17 protein-coding genes and 2 tRNA genes are annotated in these 18174 nt (G+C 69.5%); 10 read left to right on the top strand and 9 right to left on the bottom strand.

Translation table 11 applies throughout. The features are described from left to right. Positions 1 to 78: 78 nt before the first annotated feature. A tRNA-Leu gene (locus OG710_RS13965) sits at positions 79 to 161 on the bottom strand. Positions 162 to 544: 383 nt separating this feature from the next. Between OG710_RS13965 and OG710_RS13960 the strand changes: the two genes are divergently transcribed. From OG710_RS13960 to pknB, 6 genes are all read left to right on the top strand, one after another. After that, positions 545 to 1423 carry a DUF3662 and FHA domain-containing protein gene (locus OG710_RS13960; protein WP_330239622.1) on the top strand — a complete coding sequence of 293 codons (879 nt, stop codon included), beginning with the start codon at positions 545 to 547 and terminating at the stop codon, positions 1421 to 1423. Between the two features lie 10 nt (positions 1424 to 1433). Continuing rightward, positions 1434 to 1946 (top strand): FHA domain-containing protein FhaB/FipA, encoded by a 513-nt coding sequence (locus tag OG710_RS13955; RefSeq protein WP_239226448.1) that lies wholly within the window; start codon positions 1434 to 1436, stop codon positions 1944 to 1946. A gap of 129 nt (positions 1947 to 2075) precedes the next feature. Beyond that, the gene (locus OG710_RS13950) at positions 2076 to 3581 is read left to right on the top strand and encodes a Stp1/IreP family PP2C-type Ser/Thr phosphatase (RefSeq protein WP_330239621.1); all 1506 of its coding nucleotides are present in this window, start codon (positions 2076 to 2078) and stop codon (positions 3579 to 3581) included. A gap of 23 nt (positions 3582 to 3604) precedes the next feature. Beyond that, positions 3605 to 5023 carry an FtsW/RodA/SpoVE family cell cycle protein gene (locus OG710_RS13945; RefSeq protein ID WP_111329729.1) on the top strand — a complete coding sequence of 473 codons (1419 nt, stop codon included), beginning with the start codon at positions 3605 to 3607 and terminating at the stop codon, positions 5021 to 5023. Further along, on the top strand, positions 5020 to 6477 hold the full coding sequence (locus OG710_RS13940) for a peptidoglycan D,D-transpeptidase FtsI family protein (protein WP_330239620.1): 1458 nt from the start codon (positions 5020 to 5022) through the stop codon (positions 6475 to 6477). The genes OG710_RS13945 and OG710_RS13940 overlap by 4 nt, the downstream gene beginning before the upstream one ends. Positions 6478 to 6644: 167 nt before the next feature. Beyond that, positions 6645 to 8639, top strand: a complete 1995-nt coding sequence (pknB, locus tag OG710_RS13935; protein ID WP_330239619.1) for a Stk1 family PASTA domain-containing Ser/Thr kinase — start codon at positions 6645 to 6647, stop codon at positions 8637 to 8639. Positions 8640 to 8713: 74 nt separating this feature from the next. On the opposite strand, the gene OG710_RS13930 is transcribed toward pknB, so the two are convergent. From OG710_RS13930 to OG710_RS13910, 5 genes are all read right to left on the bottom strand, one after another. Continuing rightward, positions 8714 to 9442 carry a class E sortase gene (locus tag OG710_RS13930; RefSeq protein WP_330239618.1) on the bottom strand — a complete coding sequence of 243 codons (729 nt, stop codon included), beginning with the start codon at positions 9440 to 9442 and terminating at the stop codon, positions 8714 to 8716. 33 nt (positions 9443 to 9475) lie between these two features. After that, complete coding sequence (locus OG710_RS13925; protein ID WP_330239617.1) at positions 9476 to 10762, bottom strand: class E sortase; 1287 nt, start codon at positions 10760 to 10762, stop codon at positions 9476 to 9478. After that, on the bottom strand, positions 10759 to 11397 hold the full coding sequence (locus tag OG710_RS13920) for an aminodeoxychorismate/anthranilate synthase component II (RefSeq protein WP_111329718.1): 639 nt from the start codon (positions 11395 to 11397) through the stop codon (positions 10759 to 10761). The genes OG710_RS13925 and OG710_RS13920 overlap by 4 nt, the downstream gene beginning before the upstream one ends. Further along, positions 11394 to 11579, bottom strand: coding sequence for a hypothetical protein (locus OG710_RS13915; protein WP_111329717.1), 186 nt, complete (start codon positions 11577 to 11579; stop codon positions 11394 to 11396). The genes OG710_RS13920 and OG710_RS13915 overlap by 4 nt, the downstream gene beginning before the upstream one ends. A gap of 102 nt (positions 11580 to 11681) precedes the next feature. Beyond that, the gene (locus OG710_RS13910) at positions 11682 to 12449 is read right to left on the bottom strand and encodes a DUF881 domain-containing protein (RefSeq protein ID WP_330239616.1); all 768 of its coding nucleotides are present in this window, start codon (positions 12447 to 12449) and stop codon (positions 11682 to 11684) included. Positions 12450 to 12589: 140 nt separating this feature from the next. Between OG710_RS13910 and crgA the strand changes: the two genes are divergently transcribed. Further along, complete coding sequence (gene crgA, locus OG710_RS13905) at positions 12590 to 12844, top strand: cell division protein CrgA (RefSeq protein WP_111329713.1); 255 nt, start codon at positions 12590 to 12592, stop codon at positions 12842 to 12844. Between the two features lie 337 nt (positions 12845 to 13181). Here crgA and OG710_RS13900 read toward each other — a convergent pair whose 3' ends face one another. After that, positions 13182 to 14081: a rhomboid family intramembrane serine protease gene (locus OG710_RS13900; RefSeq protein ID WP_330242243.1), complete on the bottom strand. Its 900-nt coding sequence runs from the start codon at positions 14079 to 14081 to the stop codon at positions 13182 to 13184. A 184-nt stretch (positions 14082 to 14265) separates the two neighbouring features. Beyond that, positions 14266 to 14793 (bottom strand): peptidylprolyl isomerase, encoded by a 528-nt coding sequence (locus tag OG710_RS13895; protein WP_330239615.1) that lies wholly within the window; start codon positions 14791 to 14793, stop codon positions 14266 to 14268. Positions 14794 to 15168: 375 nt separating this feature from the next. Here OG710_RS13895 and OG710_RS13890 point away from each other — a divergent pair, with 375 nt between their 5' ends. Further along, positions 15169 to 15909, top strand: coding sequence for a DUF5324 family protein (locus OG710_RS13890; protein WP_330239614.1), 741 nt, complete (start codon positions 15169 to 15171; stop codon positions 15907 to 15909). A 142-nt stretch (positions 15910 to 16051) separates the two neighbouring features. Here the strand turns inward: OG710_RS13890 and OG710_RS13885 are convergent. Then, positions 16052 to 16124: transfer RNA gene (locus OG710_RS13885), tRNA-Ala, on the bottom strand. 168 nt (positions 16125 to 16292) lie between these two features. On the opposite strand from OG710_RS13885, the gene OG710_RS13880 reads away from it, so the two are divergent. Together OG710_RS13880 and OG710_RS13875 are read left to right on the top strand one after the other, a co-directional pair. Next, positions 16293 to 16841: a helix-turn-helix domain-containing protein gene (locus OG710_RS13880; protein ID WP_111329705.1), complete on the top strand. Its 549-nt coding sequence runs from the start codon at positions 16293 to 16295 to the stop codon at positions 16839 to 16841. Between the two features lie 57 nt (positions 16842 to 16898). Beyond that, positions 16899 to 18170, top strand: coding sequence for a serine/threonine-protein kinase (locus OG710_RS13875; RefSeq protein ID WP_330239613.1), 1272 nt, complete (start codon positions 16899 to 16901; stop codon positions 18168 to 18170). The last annotated feature ends 4 nt before the right edge of the window (positions 18171 to 18174 follow it).

The following is an 18174-nucleotide window of genomic DNA, read 5'->3' as shown; positions in this document are numbered from 1 at the left end:
GAAACCAAACACACGGGCGCCCCTGGGCCGACACACGAAGAAGCCCCCCGGGCTGATGCCTGGGGGGCTTCCTTCTTGTGCGCGAGGGGGGATTTGAACCCCCACGTCCATAAGGACACTGGCACCTGAAGCCAGCGCGTCTGCCGTTCCGCCACTCGCGCAAGAGTGGTGTTTCCAGACTCTCTCTCACCTGTTGGTGCGAGCGCCTGGCGACATCCGGAAGATTAGCACGCTGGACAGGGTGGATTCACATCCGTTGTTTCGCCCGCCGCTCCGGGGGCACTCGCCGCACGCCCGGTCCCGGCGAGGAAGCGCCGGGACCGAAGTTCGCGGAACGTCCGAAAGGAACCGGGAACCCGGAACGGTCGCCCCCACTCCTCCTGAGTGCGTCCAAGGTGCGGGACACTGTGAGGAGGCCACCTCTACGATCCGTGTGAGGGGGGACACTCGTCCCCAAGGCAGACAAGGGGAACCAGCCGATTTCCCGACGCGTGGATACGATCAGTAAGCAGTACAGGGACGATGACACCGGAGGAGGTGCCCCATGGGAGTGATGAAGCGCTTCGAGCAGCGTCTCGAAGGTCTGGTCAACGGCACTTTCGCCAAGGTCTTCAAGTCCGAGGTCCAGCCGGTCGAGATCGCGGGTGCCCTCCAGCGGGAGTGCGACAACAACGCCACCATCTGGAACCGTGAGCGCACCGTCGTCCCCAATGACTTCATCGTCGAGCTGAGCGCGCCCGACTACGAGCGTCTGAGCCCCTACTCCGGCCAGCTCGGCGACGAACTGTCCGGACTCGTCCGGGACTACGCCAAGCAGCAGCGGTACACCTTCATGGGCCCGATCAAGGTGCACCTGGAGAAGGCGGAGGACCTCGACACCGGCCTCTACCGCGTCCGCAGCCGCACCCTGGCGTCCAGTTCGTCACAGGGCCAGGGACAGGGACCGGGCCAGAGCTACGGCGGCCAGTCCCCCCAGCAGGGCTACCCGAACCACGGTCGCCCGGCCTCGCAGGCTCCCAGCGGCTACGGCTACCCGCCGGCCTCCGCTCCGCCCATGCCCTCGGCCCCGCCGCCGGGCGCCGGGCGCCCCGGCGGCCACGACCGGCGCCCGCCGGCCGCCCCCACCTCCCTGCCGAACGCACAGGTGCGACGCTGGATCGAGATCAACGGCACCCGCCACCAGATCTCCCGCCCGACCCTGGTCATGGGCCGCAGCACCGACGCCGACGTGCGCATCGACGACCCCGGCGTGTCCCGCCGGCACTGTGAGATCAGGACCGGAACGCCCTCGACGATCCAGGATCTCGGGTCTACCAACGGCATCGTGGTAGACGGGCAGCACACCACCCGCGCTACGCTCCGCGACGGCTCGCGGATCGTCGTGGGCAGCACCACCATCGTTTACCGGCAAGCCGAAGGGTGAAGCGGGGGCAATGTCAGAGCTGACCCTGACGGTCATGCGGCTAGGTTTCCTGGCTGTTCTGTGGCTGTTCGTGATCGTGGCCGTCCAGGTCATTCGCAGCGACCTGTTCGGAACGCGCGTCACGCAGCGCGGCTCACGCCGCACCGCTACCGACGCGCGTCCGGCCCAGGGACGCCAGAACGCGGCACCGCCGCAGCAGCGCCAGCAGTCCGGCCGCCAGCGCCGGGGGGCGCCGACCAAGCTGGTCGTCTCCGAGGGCACGCTCACCGGCACCACGGTGGCGCTCCAGGGGCAGACCATCACGCTGGGCCGCGCCCATGATTCAACGATCGTGCTGGACGACGACTACGCGTCCAGCCGGCATGCCAGGATCTACCCCGACCGTGACGGCCAGTGGATCGTCGAGGATCTCGGGTCCACCAACGGCACCTACCTGGACCGGACCCGCCTCACCACCCCCACGCCTGTTCCGCTGGGCGCGCCGATCCGGATCGGCAAGACCGTCATCGAGCTGCGGAAGTAGTACGACAATGAGCGAGCGGAGCGAGCGAGCCTCGGGCATCCGGGCATCGGACCCGGCCGGGCTCCCGACCGGAGGGTGGGCAGTGTGGCTCGAGACCGGCGGTACACCGAACCGACGGGTGAGGTGCGCATGAGTCTGTCCCTGCGCTTCGCCGCCGGATCGCACAAGGGCATGATCCGGGAGGGCAACGAGGACTCCGGCTACGCCGGCCCCCGCCTTCTCGCGATCGCCGACGGCATGGGCGGCCAGGCCGCCGGTGAGGTCGCCAGCTCCGAGGTGATCTCCACCCTCGTCCAGCTCGACGACGACGTGCCGGGCTCCGACATCCTCACCTCGCTCGGTACGGCGGTCCAGCGGGCCAACGACCAGCTGCGGATGATGGTCGAGGAGGACCCGCAGCTGGAGGGCATGGGCACCACGCTCACCGCCCTGCTCTGGACCGGTCAGCGCCTCGGCCTGGTCCACGTCGGCGACTCGCGCGCGTACCTGCTGCGCGACGGCGTGCTCACCCAGATCACGCAGGACCACACCTGGGTCCAGCGGCTGGTCGACGAGGGCCGGATCACGGAGGAGGAGGCCACCACCCACCCGCAGCGCTCCCTGCTGATGCGCGCGCTGGGCAGTGGCGACCACGTCGAACCCGACCTCTCCATCCGTGAGGTCCGGGCCGGCGACCGCTATCTGATCTGCTCCGACGGCCTCTCCGGCGTCGTCTCCCACCAGACGATGGAGGAGACGCTCGCCAGCTACCAGGGCCCCCAGGAGACCATCCAGGACCTGATCCAGCTCGCCCTGCGCGGCGGCGGACCGGACAACATCACCTGCATCGTCGCCGACGTCTTCGACGTCGACAGCAACGACACCCTGGCCGGGCAGCTCAACGACACCCCGGTCGTCGTCGGCGCGGTCGCCGAGAACCAGGCGGCCCAGCTGAACGACGGCGGCGCGATGCAGACGCCCGCCGGACGCGCGGCCGGCCTCGGCCGGCCCGTACCGCCCCCGGCCGGCAGTTTCGGCCCGCCCGGCAGCGGTGACGACTCCGGCTACGGCGACATGCCCGACGGGGCGTTCTCCTCGTACACCGACGACGACTTCGACAAGCGCGGCGGCCGCAAGTGGCTCAAGCGCTCCCTGTACATCGCGCTCGCCCTGGCGGTGATCGGCGGCGGTCTGTACGGCGGTTACCGCTGGACCCAGACCCAGTTCTACGTGGGCGCGAAGGACGACAACGTCGCGCTGTACCGGGGCATCAGCCAGGACCTCGGCTGGCTGTCGCTCTCGAAGGTCGAGACCGACCACCCCGAGATCGAACTCAAGTACCTCCCGCCCTACCAGCGCAAGAAGGTCGAGGACACGATCGCCGAGGGCAGCCTCGCCGACGCCCGCGAGAAGATCAGCGAGCTGTCCACCCAGGCCTCGGCCTGCAGGAAGGACGCACAGCGCCGCGAGGCCGCGAAGGCCCACGGCGACGAGGGCCAGGCGCAGGGCACGGACGGCGACGCCACCAAGGCGTCGAAGTCCGACAAGAAATCCGGTGGCGACACCAAGTCCGAGCAGACTTCCACGACTCCCACTCCTGGGCCCAGCCTCTCGGAGGAAGAGAAGAAGCTGGTCCCGCAGTGCGGTAAGAAGTAGAGCCGTAGGGGGCCTTCAGCACCATGAGCGTTGTCACCAACACGACCACGATCGGCGCCATCGACGCGCCGAGCAGACGCAACACCGAACTGATGCTGATGGTCTTCGCCATCGCCATCTCGGTGTTCGCCTACGCCAACGTGGGCCTGGCCCTCGACGGCAAGCTCCCGTCCGGCATGTTCGGTTACGGGGCGGGGCTCATCCTGCTCGGCGGTGTCGCCCATCTCATCGTGCGGAAGTTCGCCCGGTACGCGGACCCGCTGCTGCTGCCCCTGGCCACGCTGCTGAACGGGCTGGGGCTGGTGCTGATCTGGCGACTTGACCAGTCGCCCAGGCTGATCCGGCGTGCCGAGATCCTCTACGGCGTCTTCACCCCCTCCGCACCGCGCCAGTTGATGTACTCCGCCATCGGCGTGGCCCTCTTCGTCGGCGTACTGCTGCTGCTGAAGGACCACCGCATCCTGCAGCGCTACACGTACATCTCGATGGTCGTGGCGCTGTTCCTGCTGATCCTGCCGATGTTCTTCCCGGCCAAGTTCGGCGCGAGGATCTGGATCAACATCGCCGGCTTCTCCATCCAGCCGGGAGAGTTCGCGAAGATCATCATCGCCGTGTTCTTCGCCGGCTATCTCATGGTCAAGCGCGATGCCCTGGCGTTGGCCAGCCGGCGCTTCATGGGCCTGTACCTGCCGCGCGGACGTGACCTGGGCCCGATCCTCGTCATCTGGGCGCTGTCGATCCTGATCCTGGTCTTCGAGACCGACCTCGGTACCTCCCTGCTGTTCTTCGGCCTCTTCGTGATCATGCTGTACGTGGCCACGGAGCGGACCAGCTGGATCGTCTTCGGACTGCTGATGTCGGCCGCCGGCGCCGTGGGGGTCGCGACGTTCGAACAGCACGTCAAGTCCCGTGTAAACGCCTGGCAGGACCCGTTCGCCTGCTTTTCGACGGACACGAGCGGCGCCTGCGAGCAGATCGGCAACGCCATCATGTCGTTCGGTTCGGGCGGCACGCTCGGCAGCGGCTGGGGACAGGGCCACTCCGACCTGATCGGCTTCGCCGCCAACGCCGACTTCGTCCTCGCCACCGTGGGTGACGAGCTGGGCCTCGCCGGAATGATGGCCGTCCTGCTGCTCTACGGCCTCATCGTCGAACGCGGCATCCGCACGGCGCTCGCCGCCCGCGACCCCTTCGGCAAGCTCCTCGCGATCGGGCTCTCCGGCGCCTTCGCCATCCAGGTCTTCGTCGTCGCCGGCGGCGTCATGGGCCTCATCCCGCTCACCGGTATGACGATGCCGTTCCTCGCGGCCGGTGGTTCGTCCGTGATCGCCAACTGGGCCCTCATCGGCATCCTCATCCGCATCAGCGACACGGCCCGCCGCCCCGCGCCCACCCCCGCACCCTCGACCGACGCCGAGATGACCCAGGTGGTCCGCCCGTGAACAAGCCCCTCCGCCGGATCGCGATCTTCTGCGGCGTCCTGATCTTCGCCCTGCTCGCCCGGACGAACTACCTGCAGTACGTGAAGGCCGACGAGCTCAACACCCGCGACGAGAACCGCCGCGTACGCATCGAGCGGTACGCGCACGAGCGCGGCAACATCATCGTGGACGGCAAGTCCATCACCGGGTCCAAGGAGACCGAGGACAGCGACTTCAAGTACAAGCGGGTCTGGAAGAACGGCCCCATGTGGGCCCCCGTCACCGGCTACTCCTCGCAGGCGTTCGACGCCTCGCAGCTCGAGAAGATCGAGGACGGCATCCTCACCGGCAACGACGACCAGCTGTTCTTCAACCGCACGATGTCGATGTTCACCGGTGACGACAAGCAGGGCGGCAACATCGTCACCACGCTCAACGGCGCCGCGCAGAAGGCCGCCTTCGAGGGGCTCGGGAAGAAGAAGGGCGCCGTCGCCGCCATCGACCCGCGCACCGGCGCCATCCTGGCGCTCGCCAGCACTCCCTCGTACGACCCCTCGACGTTCGCCGGCAACAGCAAGTCCGACAGCGAGGCCTGGCAGGCCCTGCTGAAGGACAAGGACAAGCCGATGCAAAACCGGGCGCTGCGCGAGACGTACCCGCCCGGCTCGACGTTCAAGGTGGTCACCGCGGCCGCGGCCCTGGAGAACGGCCTCTACACGGACATCGACGACGCGACCGACTCCCCGCTGCCGTGGCGGCTGCCGCAGTCACGCAACGACCTGAAGAACGAGGGCAACATCCCGTGCAAGAACGCCTCGCTGCGCGAGGCACTGCGCTGGTCCTGCAACACCGTCTTCGGAAAGATCAGCGATGACCTGGGCAACGAGAAGATGATCGAAGAGGCCGACAAGTTCGGCTTCAACAAGGAGATCTTCACCCCGGTCCGCACCGTCGCCAGCATTTACCCGGAGGACAACCGGCCGCAGAACGCCATGGCGGGCATCGGCCAGGCGTCCAACCGCACCACCCCGCTGCAGATGGCGATGGTCGCCGCCGCCGTCGCCAACGACGGCAAGCTGATGCAGCCCTACATGGTCGCCGAGCGCAAGGCTCCCAACCTGGACGTCATCTACACGCACGAGAAGGAGGAGCTCAGTCGGCCCCTCTCGGGTGAGAACGCCCAGAAGCTCCAGGAAATGATGGAGACCGTCGTCGAGAAGGGCACGGGAACCAGGGCCCAGATCCCCGGCGTCACGGTAGGTGGCAAGACCGGTACGGCCCAGCACGGTCTGAACAACAGCGAGAAGCCCTACGCGTGGTTCATCTCGTACGCGAAGACCGACAACGGCTCCCCGGTGGCCGTGGCCGTCGTCGTGGAGGACAGCGACGCCAGCCGCGGCGACATCTCCGGTGGCGGTCTGGCCGCCCCGATCGCCAAGGCGGTCATGAAGGCGGTCATCGACAGCGAGAAGTGAGACCGCTCACACCTGACCGCAAATGCGCACCTGCGGATACCGGTCGGATATCAGGTATTGCCCAGGGGCCGATCAGCTGATGCGCGGCCGGTAGCGTATGCGCGAACAGCACACCGCCGGACCGCGCACCGGTGCGGTCAGGACTGACGGAGAGGGCTGGAACAGTTATGGAAGAGCCGCGTCGCCTCGGCGGCCGGTACGAGCTGGGCTCGGTGCTCGGCCGTGGTGGCATGGCCGAGGTCTACCTCGCGCACGACACCCGGCTCGGCCGCACCGTGGCTGTGAAGACGCTCCGGGCCGATCTCGCCCGCGACCCGTCCTTCCAGGCCCGGTTCCGCCGTGAGGCCCAGTCCGCTGCCTCGCTCAACCATCCGGCGATCGTCGCGGTGTACGACACCGGCGAGGACTACGTCGACGGGGTCTCCATCCCGTACATCGTCATGGAGTACGTCGACGGTTCGACGCTCCGCGAGCTGCTGCACTCGGGGCGGAGACTGCTGCCCGAGCGCACGCTCGAAATGACCGTGGGCATCCTCCAGGCGCTGGAGTACTCGCACCGCGCCGGCATCGTCCACCGGGACATCAAGCCCGCCAACGTCATGCTGACCAGGACCGGACAGGTCAAGGTCATGGACTTCGGCATCGCCCGCGCCATGGGCGACTCCGGCATGACGATGACCCAGACCGCCGCCGTCATCGGCACCGCCCAGTACCTCTCCCCCGAGCAGGCCAAGGGCGAGCAGGTCGACGCGCGGTCCGACCTCTACTCCACCGGCTGCCTGCTCTACGAGCTGCTGACGGTCCGTCCGCCGTTCATCGGGGACTCCCCGGTCGCGGTGGCGTACCAGCACGTGCGGGAGGAGCCGCAGCCGCCGAGCACCTTCGACCCCGAGATCACGCCCGCCATGGACGCGATCGTGCTCAAGGCCCTCACCAAGGACCCCGACTACCGCTACCAGTCGGCCGACGAGATGCGGGCCGACATCGAGGCGTGCCTCGACGGCCAGCCGGTCGCCGCCACCGCCGCGATGGGCGCGGCCGGTTACGGCGGCTACGCCGGCGGGTACGACAACGACCAGCCCACCACCGCCCTGCGCGCCGCCGACCAGGGCGGCGAGCGTACGTCGATGCTGCCGCCGGTCAACCCGGACGACGGGGGCTACGGCTACGACGACCGCCCCGACCGCCGCAGGCAGAAGAAGAACCACACCTCGACCGTCCTGCTGGTGATCGCGGGCGTCCTGGTCCTGATCGGCGCCATCCTCATCGGCAAGGCGATCTTCCCCGGCGACGGCGGCGACGAGGGCGCGTTCGACGTACCCAACATGGTCGGCAGCACGGTCAAGGACGCGCGGACCCTCGCCGACAACGCGAACGTCGTGCTCAAGATCGGTCCCGAGGAAGAGTGCAAGGACCAGCCCAAGGACAAGATCTGCCGGCAGACGCCGACGTCGGACGAGCAGATGAAGGAGCGGGAAACCATCACGGTCTTCGTCTCCAGCGGCCCGCCGAAGATCGAGGTCCCGGACGTCACGGAGAAGTCCGAGGAGAGCGCCCGCAAGGCCCTTGAGGAGAAGGGCTTCACGGTCACCGTCACGTCGGTCGAGTCCGACCAGGCCGAGCCGGGCACGGTCCTGGAGCAGTCACCCGAGGGCAACAGCAAGGCCGAGGAGAACTCCGAGGTCGAGCTCAAGGTCGCCACGGAGAAGCTGCTCTCCATGCCGCCCGTGACCGGCCGCTCCTACGAGGACGCGGTGAACCAGCTGAAGGGCGTCGGCTTCACCAACATCGGCAAGTCCGAGGTCGATGACGAAGAGCATCCGGCGGGACAGGTCGTCGGTCAGACTCCGGCGGCCAACGACAAGGTCGGCAAGGACACCACGATCCTGCTCAAGGTCTCCAAGGGCCCGACGCAGCCGGAGCAGGTGACCGTTCCGGGCGACCTCGCGGGCAAGACGTACCAGGAGGCGAAGGCGCAGCTGGAGGCCATGGACCTGGTCGTCGCGCTCCAGCCCGGTTCGGTCGACAAGCCGGACGCCAAGGTGGTCATGAGCAGCCCGATGGGCGGCCAGCAGGTGGACGCGGGTGGCACGGTCACCCTGACCACCATCGACGGCGGCGGCAACATCTTCGGCGGCCCGAACGGCGGACGGGGTCACTGACCTCCCCGCCCCGGCACGAACAGAGGGCCCCGGTCACCTTCGCGGTGACCGGGGCCCTCTGTCGTGACGACTGCTCAGCGCAGCTCCGCCGGCGGCGTGCGGTCGCGGTCGACCTTCTCCGTGCGGACCAGCTCGCCCCAGACGATGTAGCGGTACTTCGAGGTGAAGACCGGGGTGCAGGTCGTGAGCGTGATGTAGCGGCCGGCCTTCTTGGCGCCCGAGCCCTTGGGGATCGGCTTCAGCACGTCCACGTTGTACTTCGACGTCTCCGGAAGCTCGTTGAAGACCTTGTAGACGTACCAGGTGTCCTTGGTCTCGAAGACGATCGCGTCCCCGGCACGCACCTTGTCGATGTTGTGGAACTTGGCCCCGTGCCCGTCGCGGTGGGCGGCCAGCGTGAAGTTGCCCTCCTTGTCGGAGGGAAGCGCGGATTTCACCGGATCGGTGTAATAGCCGGCGACGCCGTCGTTGAGGGTCTCGGTGTCGGTGCCCTTCTTGACGAGCACTTCGCCGTTCTTCATCGAGGGGACGTGCAGGAAGCCGATGCCGTCCTTGGTGTCCAGGGCGCCGGGTCCGTCCGCCCAGCCGTCGCGGACGCTGTTGCCCTGCTTGGTGGCCTCGCGGTCGGCGAGCACATTCGTCCACCACAGGGAGTAGACGACGAAGAGCCCGAGCACCAGACCTGCGGTGATGAGGAGTTCGCCGAAGACACTGACGGCGGTCGCGACGGGGTGCCGGCCACCCTTCCGCTCGGGGGGCGCGGACTCGTCGGTCAGCTCCTGGTCCTCGGTCGTCGCTGTCATAGCACCGCCCTGTCGTCATGGCGTCGAGCCCGTTCAGTCCACGAGCACGTCGGGCTTCCCCTTGCTGCGCGGCCGTTCGTCGACCATCTTGCCCCAGACGATCAAACGGTACGTACTCGTGAATTCGGGCGTACACGTCGTCAATGTGATGTACCGGCCGGGCTTGGTGAAGCCGGACTGCGGCGGCACCGGGCCGATGACGGAGACGTTGGACGGCGAGGTCTGCGGCAGAGTGCGCGTCATCTCGTAGGTGTAGTACGCCTCCTGCGTCTCGACGACGATCGGGTCGCCGGGGCGCAGGCGGTTGACGTAGCGGAACGGCTCGCCGTGCGTGTTGCGGTGGCCGGCCAGCGCGAAGTTGCCCTGCTTGTCCGAGGGCATCGCCGTGCGCAGCGGTTCCTCGCTGTAGTGGCCGACCATGCCCCGGTCGAGGACCTTCTCCTTGCTGATGCCCTCGGCGATCGGCGTGACGACGTCGAGCTTGGGGATGTGGAGGATGGCGAAGCCCTGCCCCGGCTCGAATGCGTCGGGTTTGCTGCCGCCCTTGGCCCAGTTGTCCTGGATCTTGTGCGTCTCGCGCCCGGCGATCTGGTCGGCGCGCACATTCGTCCACCACAGCTGGTAGGTGACGAACAGCAGCATCAGGACGCCGAGTGTGATGAACAGTTCGCCGATGCCCCGGCTGATGACGACCGCGGGACTGTCCTTGGCGGCCTTGGCCGCGCGGCGCGCCTCCATGCGGGTCATGGGCTTCGCCGGGGCCCCGTCCGCCGCGGCGGCGTCCGGCCGGGGCGCGGGGCGGCGCCGGCCGCGCCCCTTGGCGTTGGCGGCCCGTCTACGCTCGGCACGGCCGCCGGCGGGCGGCGCGGGCGTACCAGGAGCGCCGGTGTCGGGTACGTCCCCGAGCTCGTCGGTCCCGGTGTACGCGTCGGGCTCCGGGCGGGGCGCCGATGCGGCCGCTTCGTACGGTTCATACGGTTCGTACGGGTCTATTCGGTGGAACACCTCCGTGGGCGGCTCGGCGGGTCCACCGCCCGGGGGCTGCGGGCCCGCCGGAGGCCGCTGCACGGGCTCCTGGTGGCCGTACCAGTCCCGTTGGTAGCCCTCCGGGTCGTACCACTCCTGCGGGCCCTCCTGAGCGCCCTGGAGGCCGTACGGCGCCTGCTGCCGCGGGGGGAAGGGCCCCGGTCCGGGCAGCGGGTCGTTCAACGGGTCCGACAGCCCGTGCGCCGCCGCCTCGAACGCGGCCGGGTCCTCGTACGCCCGCGCATCGTGCGGGTCGTCCTGCCCGGCCCCGGCTCCGTGGCGGGGTGGGGTCACGCGACGGCCTTGCCCACCACCGGAGCGAGCCCCGCCGACCTCTCGACGGCTCCGGTGTCCCCGCAGCGCACCAGCCAGTTGGCCAGCATCAGATGGCCGTGCTCGGTGAGCACCGACTCCGGATGGAACTGCACGCCCTCGACGGCCAGCTCCCGGTGGCGCAGGCCCATGATGATGCCGTCCGCCGTCCGCGCGGTGACCTCCAGTTCGGCGGGGACCGTGTCCGGTTCGGCAGCGAGCGAGTGGTAGCGGGTCGCGGTGAAGGGCGAGGGCAGTCCGGCGAACACGCCCGTGCCCTCGTGGAGCACCGGGGACGTCTTGCCGTGCAGCAGTTCGGGGGCGCGGCCGACGACACCGCCGTACGCGACGGCCATGGACTGCATGCCCAGGCAGACGCCGAAGACCGGAACGCCGGTGGCCGCGCAGTGCCGCACCATGTCGACGCAGACGCCCGCTTCCTCCGGGGTGCCGGGGCCGGGGGAGAGCAGGACGCCGTCGAACCCGTCCTGGGCGTGGGCGGTGGTCACCTCGTCGTTGCGCAGCACCTCGCACTCGGCGCCGAGCTGGTAGAGGTACTGGACGAGGTTGAAGACGAAGCTGTCGTAGTTGTCGACGACCAGGATGCGGGCGCTCATCGTCCGGCCCCCGTCGCCGCGCTCGCGCCGTCCACCGTCACGTCACCGAACGGGAGCAGCGGTTCCGCCCACGGGAAGACGTACTGGAACAGCACATAGACGACGGCCAGGGCGAGCACGAGCGAGATGAACGCACGCACCCACACATTGCCCGGCAGATGGCGCCAGATCCAGCTGTACATCAGACCCTCCATTCGGTACGGGACCAGACTAAAGGCCGCGGGGCCCGGCGCGGGTCGGCTGTGGAAAACCTCGCGGGCCGCCCGTCCGGGCCCGGCCGCCGGCTACTCCACGGGCTCCGCGTAGTGCAGGTCCACCGCGCCCGAGTAGCCGGGGAGGGTCACCGAACCCTGCTCGTCCACGTCCCAGCCGAGCCCGTACGCCTTCACGTACAGCAGGTAGTTCTGGATCGCCGGCGAGGCGTCGAGCGCCTTGCGCAGCGCGCCGGGGTCCCCCACAGCGGTGATCTTGTACGGGGGTGAGTAGACGCGGCCCTGGAGGATCAGGGTGTTGCCGACGCAGCGCACGGCGCTGGTGGAGATCAGCCGCTGGTCCATGACCTCGATGCCGCGGGCGCCGCCCTGCCACAGGGCGTTGACGACCGCCTGGAGGTCCTGCTGGTGGATGACCAGGTCGTTGGGTTGCGGATCGGGGTAGCCGGGGCTCGCGGTGGCGTTCGGCGGGGCGTCGTCCAGCGTGACGGACACGGCGCTGCCGGTCAGCTTCGTGGTGCCGGCGGTCCGTTCCAGGGCCTTGAGCCGGGCGGCCTCCGCCTTGGTGCTGCCGTTGTCGCGCTGGGCGAGGCGGTCGATGTCCCCGCGCACGGAGGCGGCGGACTCCTCCAGGGCCGCGTTCTTGCCGCTGCGCTGCTGGATGAGGTCGGAGAGCTTGAGGAGCGAGGCGTCGGTACGGATATTGGTGCCCTTGGCCGTGTTCGCGCTGGTTACGAAGATCAGACCGGCGAGGGCGAAAACGGCAGCGGTGAGCACTCTGGCCGGGTGCCGGAAGGGGCTCCGGACCGGGCCGGCGGGAGAGTCGGCAGAATTGCTCAACGTACCCTTATCTCCTTCGGTGCCACGGAAGGACTACGCTAACGGACGTCCGGGAGAGGCCACATTCCCCCTCGCGCCCGCCCCGGCGCCAGCCAGAGATCCCTGCGCGGTCACGCAGCGCATCGACAGGAGAGTTCCTCGTGCCGAAGTCACGTATCCGCAAGAAGGCCGACTTCACGCCGCCTCCGGCGAAGCAGGCGACCAACATAAGTCTGACCAGCCGTAGCTGGGTGGCGCCCGTGATGCTGGCGCTGTTCCTGATCGGCCTGGCCTGGATCGTCGTCTTCTACGTGACCGACGGCGACCTGCCGATCCCCTCGCTCGGCAACTGGAACATCGTCGTGGGCTTCGGCTTCATCGCCGGTGGTTTCGGCGTCTCCACCCAGTGGAAGTAGCCTCCGCGCTCATCGCGTAGACCACGGAGCGGCATCGCCGCACAACCCCTGCCCTGAGTTACCCACAGCGTTATCCACAGGCGGGGGAAAAGGTCAGACGATCTGTGGATAACTCACAGGCCGTTGACGCCGGTGTGACTGCGGCCGGGCTCGCCCCCGGTCGGTACGCCCCTTGTCCTGTCTGGAAAAACCCAGCTCAGGGACAAGGGGCACAGTTGTGCCCGCACTATGCACAAGATCGGGATCACGCTGTGGAATCCTGTGGACAACTTCGGTCACAAACGATCCACAACGATGCCCGCGCCGGTATCCGGAGCGGCGCTGCCCGCAGCGCGCCCTAGGTCAGTGCGGCGGTTCTGGCCACCACGATCACGACGGTGGCCGCCAGGACCGCGGCGCAGGTGCCGAACTGCACGAGGTCCCGCCGCTCACGCGGGGCGTGCACCATCCCGATCCCGATCAGCACCCCCGCGATCAGTCCGCCGATGTGCGCCTGCCAGGCGATCCCGCCCCAGGGGTTGAAGGTGATCACCAGGTTGAGCGCGACCAGCGCGAAGACCGGGCGCATGTCGTAGTTCAGCCGGCGCATCAGCACGGCGGTGGCGCCCAGCAGGCCCCAGACGGCACCCGAGGCCCCCAGCGAGGGCTGGTTCGGCGCCGCGAGCCAGTACGTCAGAGCGCTCCCCGCCAGCCCCGAGAGCAGATAGAGCGAGAGATAGCGGACCCGGCCCAGCACCGCCTCCAGCGGGCCGCCCAGCCACCAGAGCCCCAGCATGTTGAACGCGATGTGCCACGGCTCCTCGTGCAGGAACATCGCCGTGACCAGCCGGTACCACTGGCCCTCGGCGATGCCTTCCACGGGCCCGTAGTCATGGACGATGGCCCGGCCCAGCAGCATCAGGTCGTCGAGCAGCGCCTTGTCCATCGCCGCCGCGATGAACACCGCGATGTTGATCCCGATCAGGACCTTGGTGATCAGCCGGGGGTCGTCCGCGACGACGCCACCGGCCAGCGTGCGCGGCCGGGCGGCGGTCGCGCCGTGGCCCGTACCGGACCCCTGCCGGACGCAGTCCGGGCACTGGAAGCCGACCGAGGCGCCGATCATGCATTCCGGGCAGATGGGCCGCTCGCACCGCACGCACCGGACACCCGTGGGCCGGTCCGGGTGGCGGTAGCAGACGGCCGGGCCCTCCACGGGCGGGGGCGGTCCGGACGCGCCGGGCGGCTGCTGGTCCATCGGTCCCATGGCTTCCGGTCCCCTCGGTCCTCGTCCTGCGGTCCTTCTCGTACGGTCCCCGTCGGCGGGCGGGACACACGAGGCACCGCCCCGCGCGTCCGTTCTGTCATGAGATACGGACGAGCGGGGCGGTTGGTTCCCCGAACATGCGACCGGAGAGTGACCGGGCGGTGACGAAAGGCGCTCAGCGCTTCTCGACGACGACCGACTCGATGACGACGTCCTTCACCGGCCGGTCGGTGCGCGCGTTGGTCTCGGTCTCCGCGATGGCGTCGACGACCCGCTTGCCCGCTTCGTTCGTCACCTCGCCGAAGATGGTGTGCTTGCCGGTCAGCCAGGCCGTGGGCGAGACCGTGATGAAGAACTGCGAGCCGTTGGTGCCGGGGCCCGAGTTCGCCATGGCGAGCAGGTACGGCTTGTTGAAGGCGAGATCGGGGTGGAACTCGTCCTTGAACTTGTAGCCCGGACCGCCCGTGCCGTTCCCCAGCGGGTCACCGCCCTGGATCATGAAGCCGCTGATCACGCGGTGGAAGACGGTGCCGTCGTACAGCCGGTCCGTGGTCTTCGCGCCGGTCGCCGGGTGGACCCACTCCCGTTCCCCGTTGGCGAGCTCGACGAAGTTCTTGACCGTCTGGGGAGCGTGGTTCGGCAGCAGCCGGATCTCGATGTCGCCCTGGTTGGTCTTCAAGGTGGCGTAAAGCTCTTCGGCCACGATCTGCCTTCCGTGAGTCTGCACGTGTGCTCTGCGCGGCCGTGCCGCGCGTCGGCCCGCCCCGCAACCGGTCCGGTCCCGACACCCCGATCCTTGCACGGGGCGCCCCGGCGGCGCCCGAGGCGAGCGCCGGGCGGCTTCCCGCGCCGCCCCCGTGTGAACCGTGCCGCCGGGTGCGCGCCGAACCGGGGCGGAGCGGACGGAAGCGTGGCATGGTCGGCGAAGGCTCCCCTTGCCCCGGATGACCCGAGACATCCCTTGCGCGCCCCGTACCCCGGATGCCCACTCCACGTGCCGCACCGGCCTCACGCAGGCATGATTTCGAAATGGGTGGAAAGGCGGAGTACTTACCCGCCACCAAGGAGGAGGAATCCCGTGACCCGCATCGACAGCGTGCGTGCCGCAACCGACTCGGCGAGGGACAGCGTGCAGCACGCCGCGGACGTGGTGGCGCCCTACGCCGACAGCGCCAGGGAACAGGCCGTTCACTACGCGCACGAAGCACGCACCCTGCTGGCGCCGAAGGTGTCGAAGGCAGCCGCGCAGGCCCGTGTCCAGTACGGCGCACACGTCGCCCCCCGTATCGAACTCGCCCGCACACACGTGCCCCCGAAGGTCGACGAGGTGGCCGCACGCGCCGCCCTCCAGACCCGCCGGGCCGCCCGCAGCGCCGCGGACTACACCGTCCCGCGCATCGAGAGCGCCATGGCCGCCGCCCAGCCGGTGGCCGAGGAGGCCGCGGCCCGCAGCGCCGCCGCGGTCGCCGCCCTGCGCGGCCAGGTCACGGCCGAGCAGATCCGCAAGCTCGCCCGCAAGCAGCACCGGCGGGCCCGGCTCGGCATGGCGTTCAAGGGCGTGGCCGTGACCGGGGTCCTCGCGATCGCCGGGTACGCCGCCTGGCGCTGGTGGGACAAGCAGGCCAACCCGGAGTGGCTGGTGGAGCCGCCGGCCCCCACCGAGGTCGACGAGCGCGCCCCGCTGTCCTCCGTGGACGGCAGCCCGCACTCCTCGTCGCTCCTGGACCCCGAGGTCGAGGCCAAGCAGGCCGACGCCGAGGCGGCCGGCGAGGACGGCCCGGACGGCGTGGGCGGCACGGACCCCGACGAGCGTCCCTGATCCTCGCGGCCGACCGGCTCCGCCGGCGCGGGCGACCGCGTTCACCGACGGGACCCCGTCGACCGGCGCGTACTTCGTCCCCGGCATATGCAAAGAGCTCCCCCGACCAGCGTTTCCGCAGGTCGGGGGAGCTCTGGGGATGTGGAGCCTAGGAGATTCGAACTCCTGACATCTGCCTTGCAAAGGCAGCGCTCTACCAACTGAGCTAAGGCCCCGACAGCACGCAGCCCTGAACGCCTCGACGTTCGGCCACCGCCGCAGAACAGAATACCGGCTCACCCCCGTATTCCTGCAAAAATACGGGGACTCCCCGTGCGCAACCACGCTCCGTAAGATGCTGGTCGAGGTTCGCAGCAGCGAAGCCGATGCGAAGGGGAGACGCAATGGATGCAGCGCAACAAGAGGCGACGGCCAGAGCCAGAGACCTCCAGCGCAGTTGGTACGGAGAGCCGTTGGGCGCGCTCTTCCGCCGGCTGATCGACGATCTCGGACTCAATCAGGCCCGGCTCGCCGCGGCCCTCGGACTCTCCGCTCCCATGCTCTCCCAGCTCATGAGCGGTCAGCGCGCGAAGATCGGCAACCCGGCGGTCGTTCAGCGCGTGCAGGCCCTCCAGGAACTGGCCGGTCAGGTCGCCGACGGCAGCGTCAGCGCCGGCGAGGCCGCGGCCCGCATGGAGGAGATCAAGAAGTCCCAGGGCGGCTCGGTGCTCTCCGCCACCGGGCAGACCACCTCGACCGGCGGGGCACCCACCGTGCGCCGGGTGGTCCGGGAGATCCAGTCGCTGCTGCGCTCGGTCGCGGCCGCCGGTGACATCATCGATGCGGCGGACTCCCTCGCCCCGACCCACCCGGAACTGGCAGAGTTCCTCCGGGTGTACGGGGCGGGGCGCACCGCGGAAGCGGTGGCGCACTACGAGAGCCACCAGAGCTAGACCCCGAGCGGTACAGGGGCACGGGCCGGAACAGGAACGGGGAGCGGGCGCAGCGTCATGGGTGAGGTCTTCGCCGGACGGTACGAACTGGTCGATCCGATCGGGCGCGGTGGGGTCGGTGCCGTCTGGCGCGCCTGGGACCACCGCCGCCGCCGCTATGTGGCGGCCAAGGTCCTCCAGCAGAGCGACGCGCACACGCTGCTCCGCTTCGTCCGTGAACAGGCGCTGCGCATCGAGCATCCGCACGTCCTGGCACCGGCCAGCTGGGCCGCCGACGACGACAAGGTCCTGTTCACCATGGACCTCGTCAGCGGCGGCTCACTCGCCCATGTCATAGGCGACTACGGCCCGTTGCCCCCACGATTCGTCTGCACCCTGCTCGACCAGCTGCTGTCCGGCCTCTCGACCGTGCACGCCGAGGGCGTCGTGCACCGTGACATCAAGCCCGCCAACATCCTGCTGGAGGCCACCGGCCGGGGCCGCCCGCATCTGCGGCTGTCCGACTTCGGCATCTCCATGCGCAAGGGCGAGCCCCGGCTCACCGAGACGAACTACGTGGTGGGGACGCTGGGTTATTTCGCGCCCGAGCAGATGATGGGAGCGGAGCCCGACTTCCCGGCGGACCTCTTCGCGGTCGGCCTCGTCGCCCTCTATCTGCTGCAGGGCACCAAACCCGACTCCCAGGAGCTCATCGAGCACTTCGCCGAGCACGGTACGCCGAGCGCGCCCGACGGCGTCCCGGAGCCGTTGTGGCAAGTCATCGCGGGGCTGCTGCAGCCGGACCCCCAGAACCGTTTCCGCACCGCCACCGGGGCGCGCAAGGCGCTGACGGCCGCCGTGGAGATGCTGCCCGAGCCCACGGGCACCGAGGAGCTGGTGGAGGTCTTCGACCAGATCGGCCCGCTGCCCGAGGGGTTCGGCCCGGACGGGCCCGTGGCGCCCGGGCCCACGGCACCGACCCCCGCACCGGCGCCCGCGCCGACCCCCGCGCCGGACCTCCCGACGCCCTCCTCGCAGACCCGGTCCACCGCCGCCATGTCCGAGACGGGCAGCTTCCACCTTCCGCCGCCCGAGCCGGCCGTTCCCGCGCCGCACGCTCCGCAAACCGCCGCCCCCGCGCCCCCGTACGGCTATCCGGCCCCCGCGCCGGCCGCGTACACCCTCCCCTACACCGCCCCGCAGCAAGGAGCCCCCTTCCAGGCCCAGGCACCGGAGCCGGCGCCCCGTGCCGGAACGCGGCCGGGACCGTCCCCGAAGGTGGCGGTCCCGGTCCTGCTGGTGGCGCTGGTCTGCTTCGCCGTGGGCATCTGGGCGCTGACCCGGATCTGAGGGC

It is taken from the genome of Streptomyces sp. NBC_00525 (genome assembly GCF_036346595.1).
Taxonomy (GTDB): Bacteria; Actinomycetota; Actinomycetes; order Streptomycetales; family Streptomycetaceae; genus Streptomyces.
This window is presented reverse-complemented; position numbering and strand designations above follow the sequence as displayed.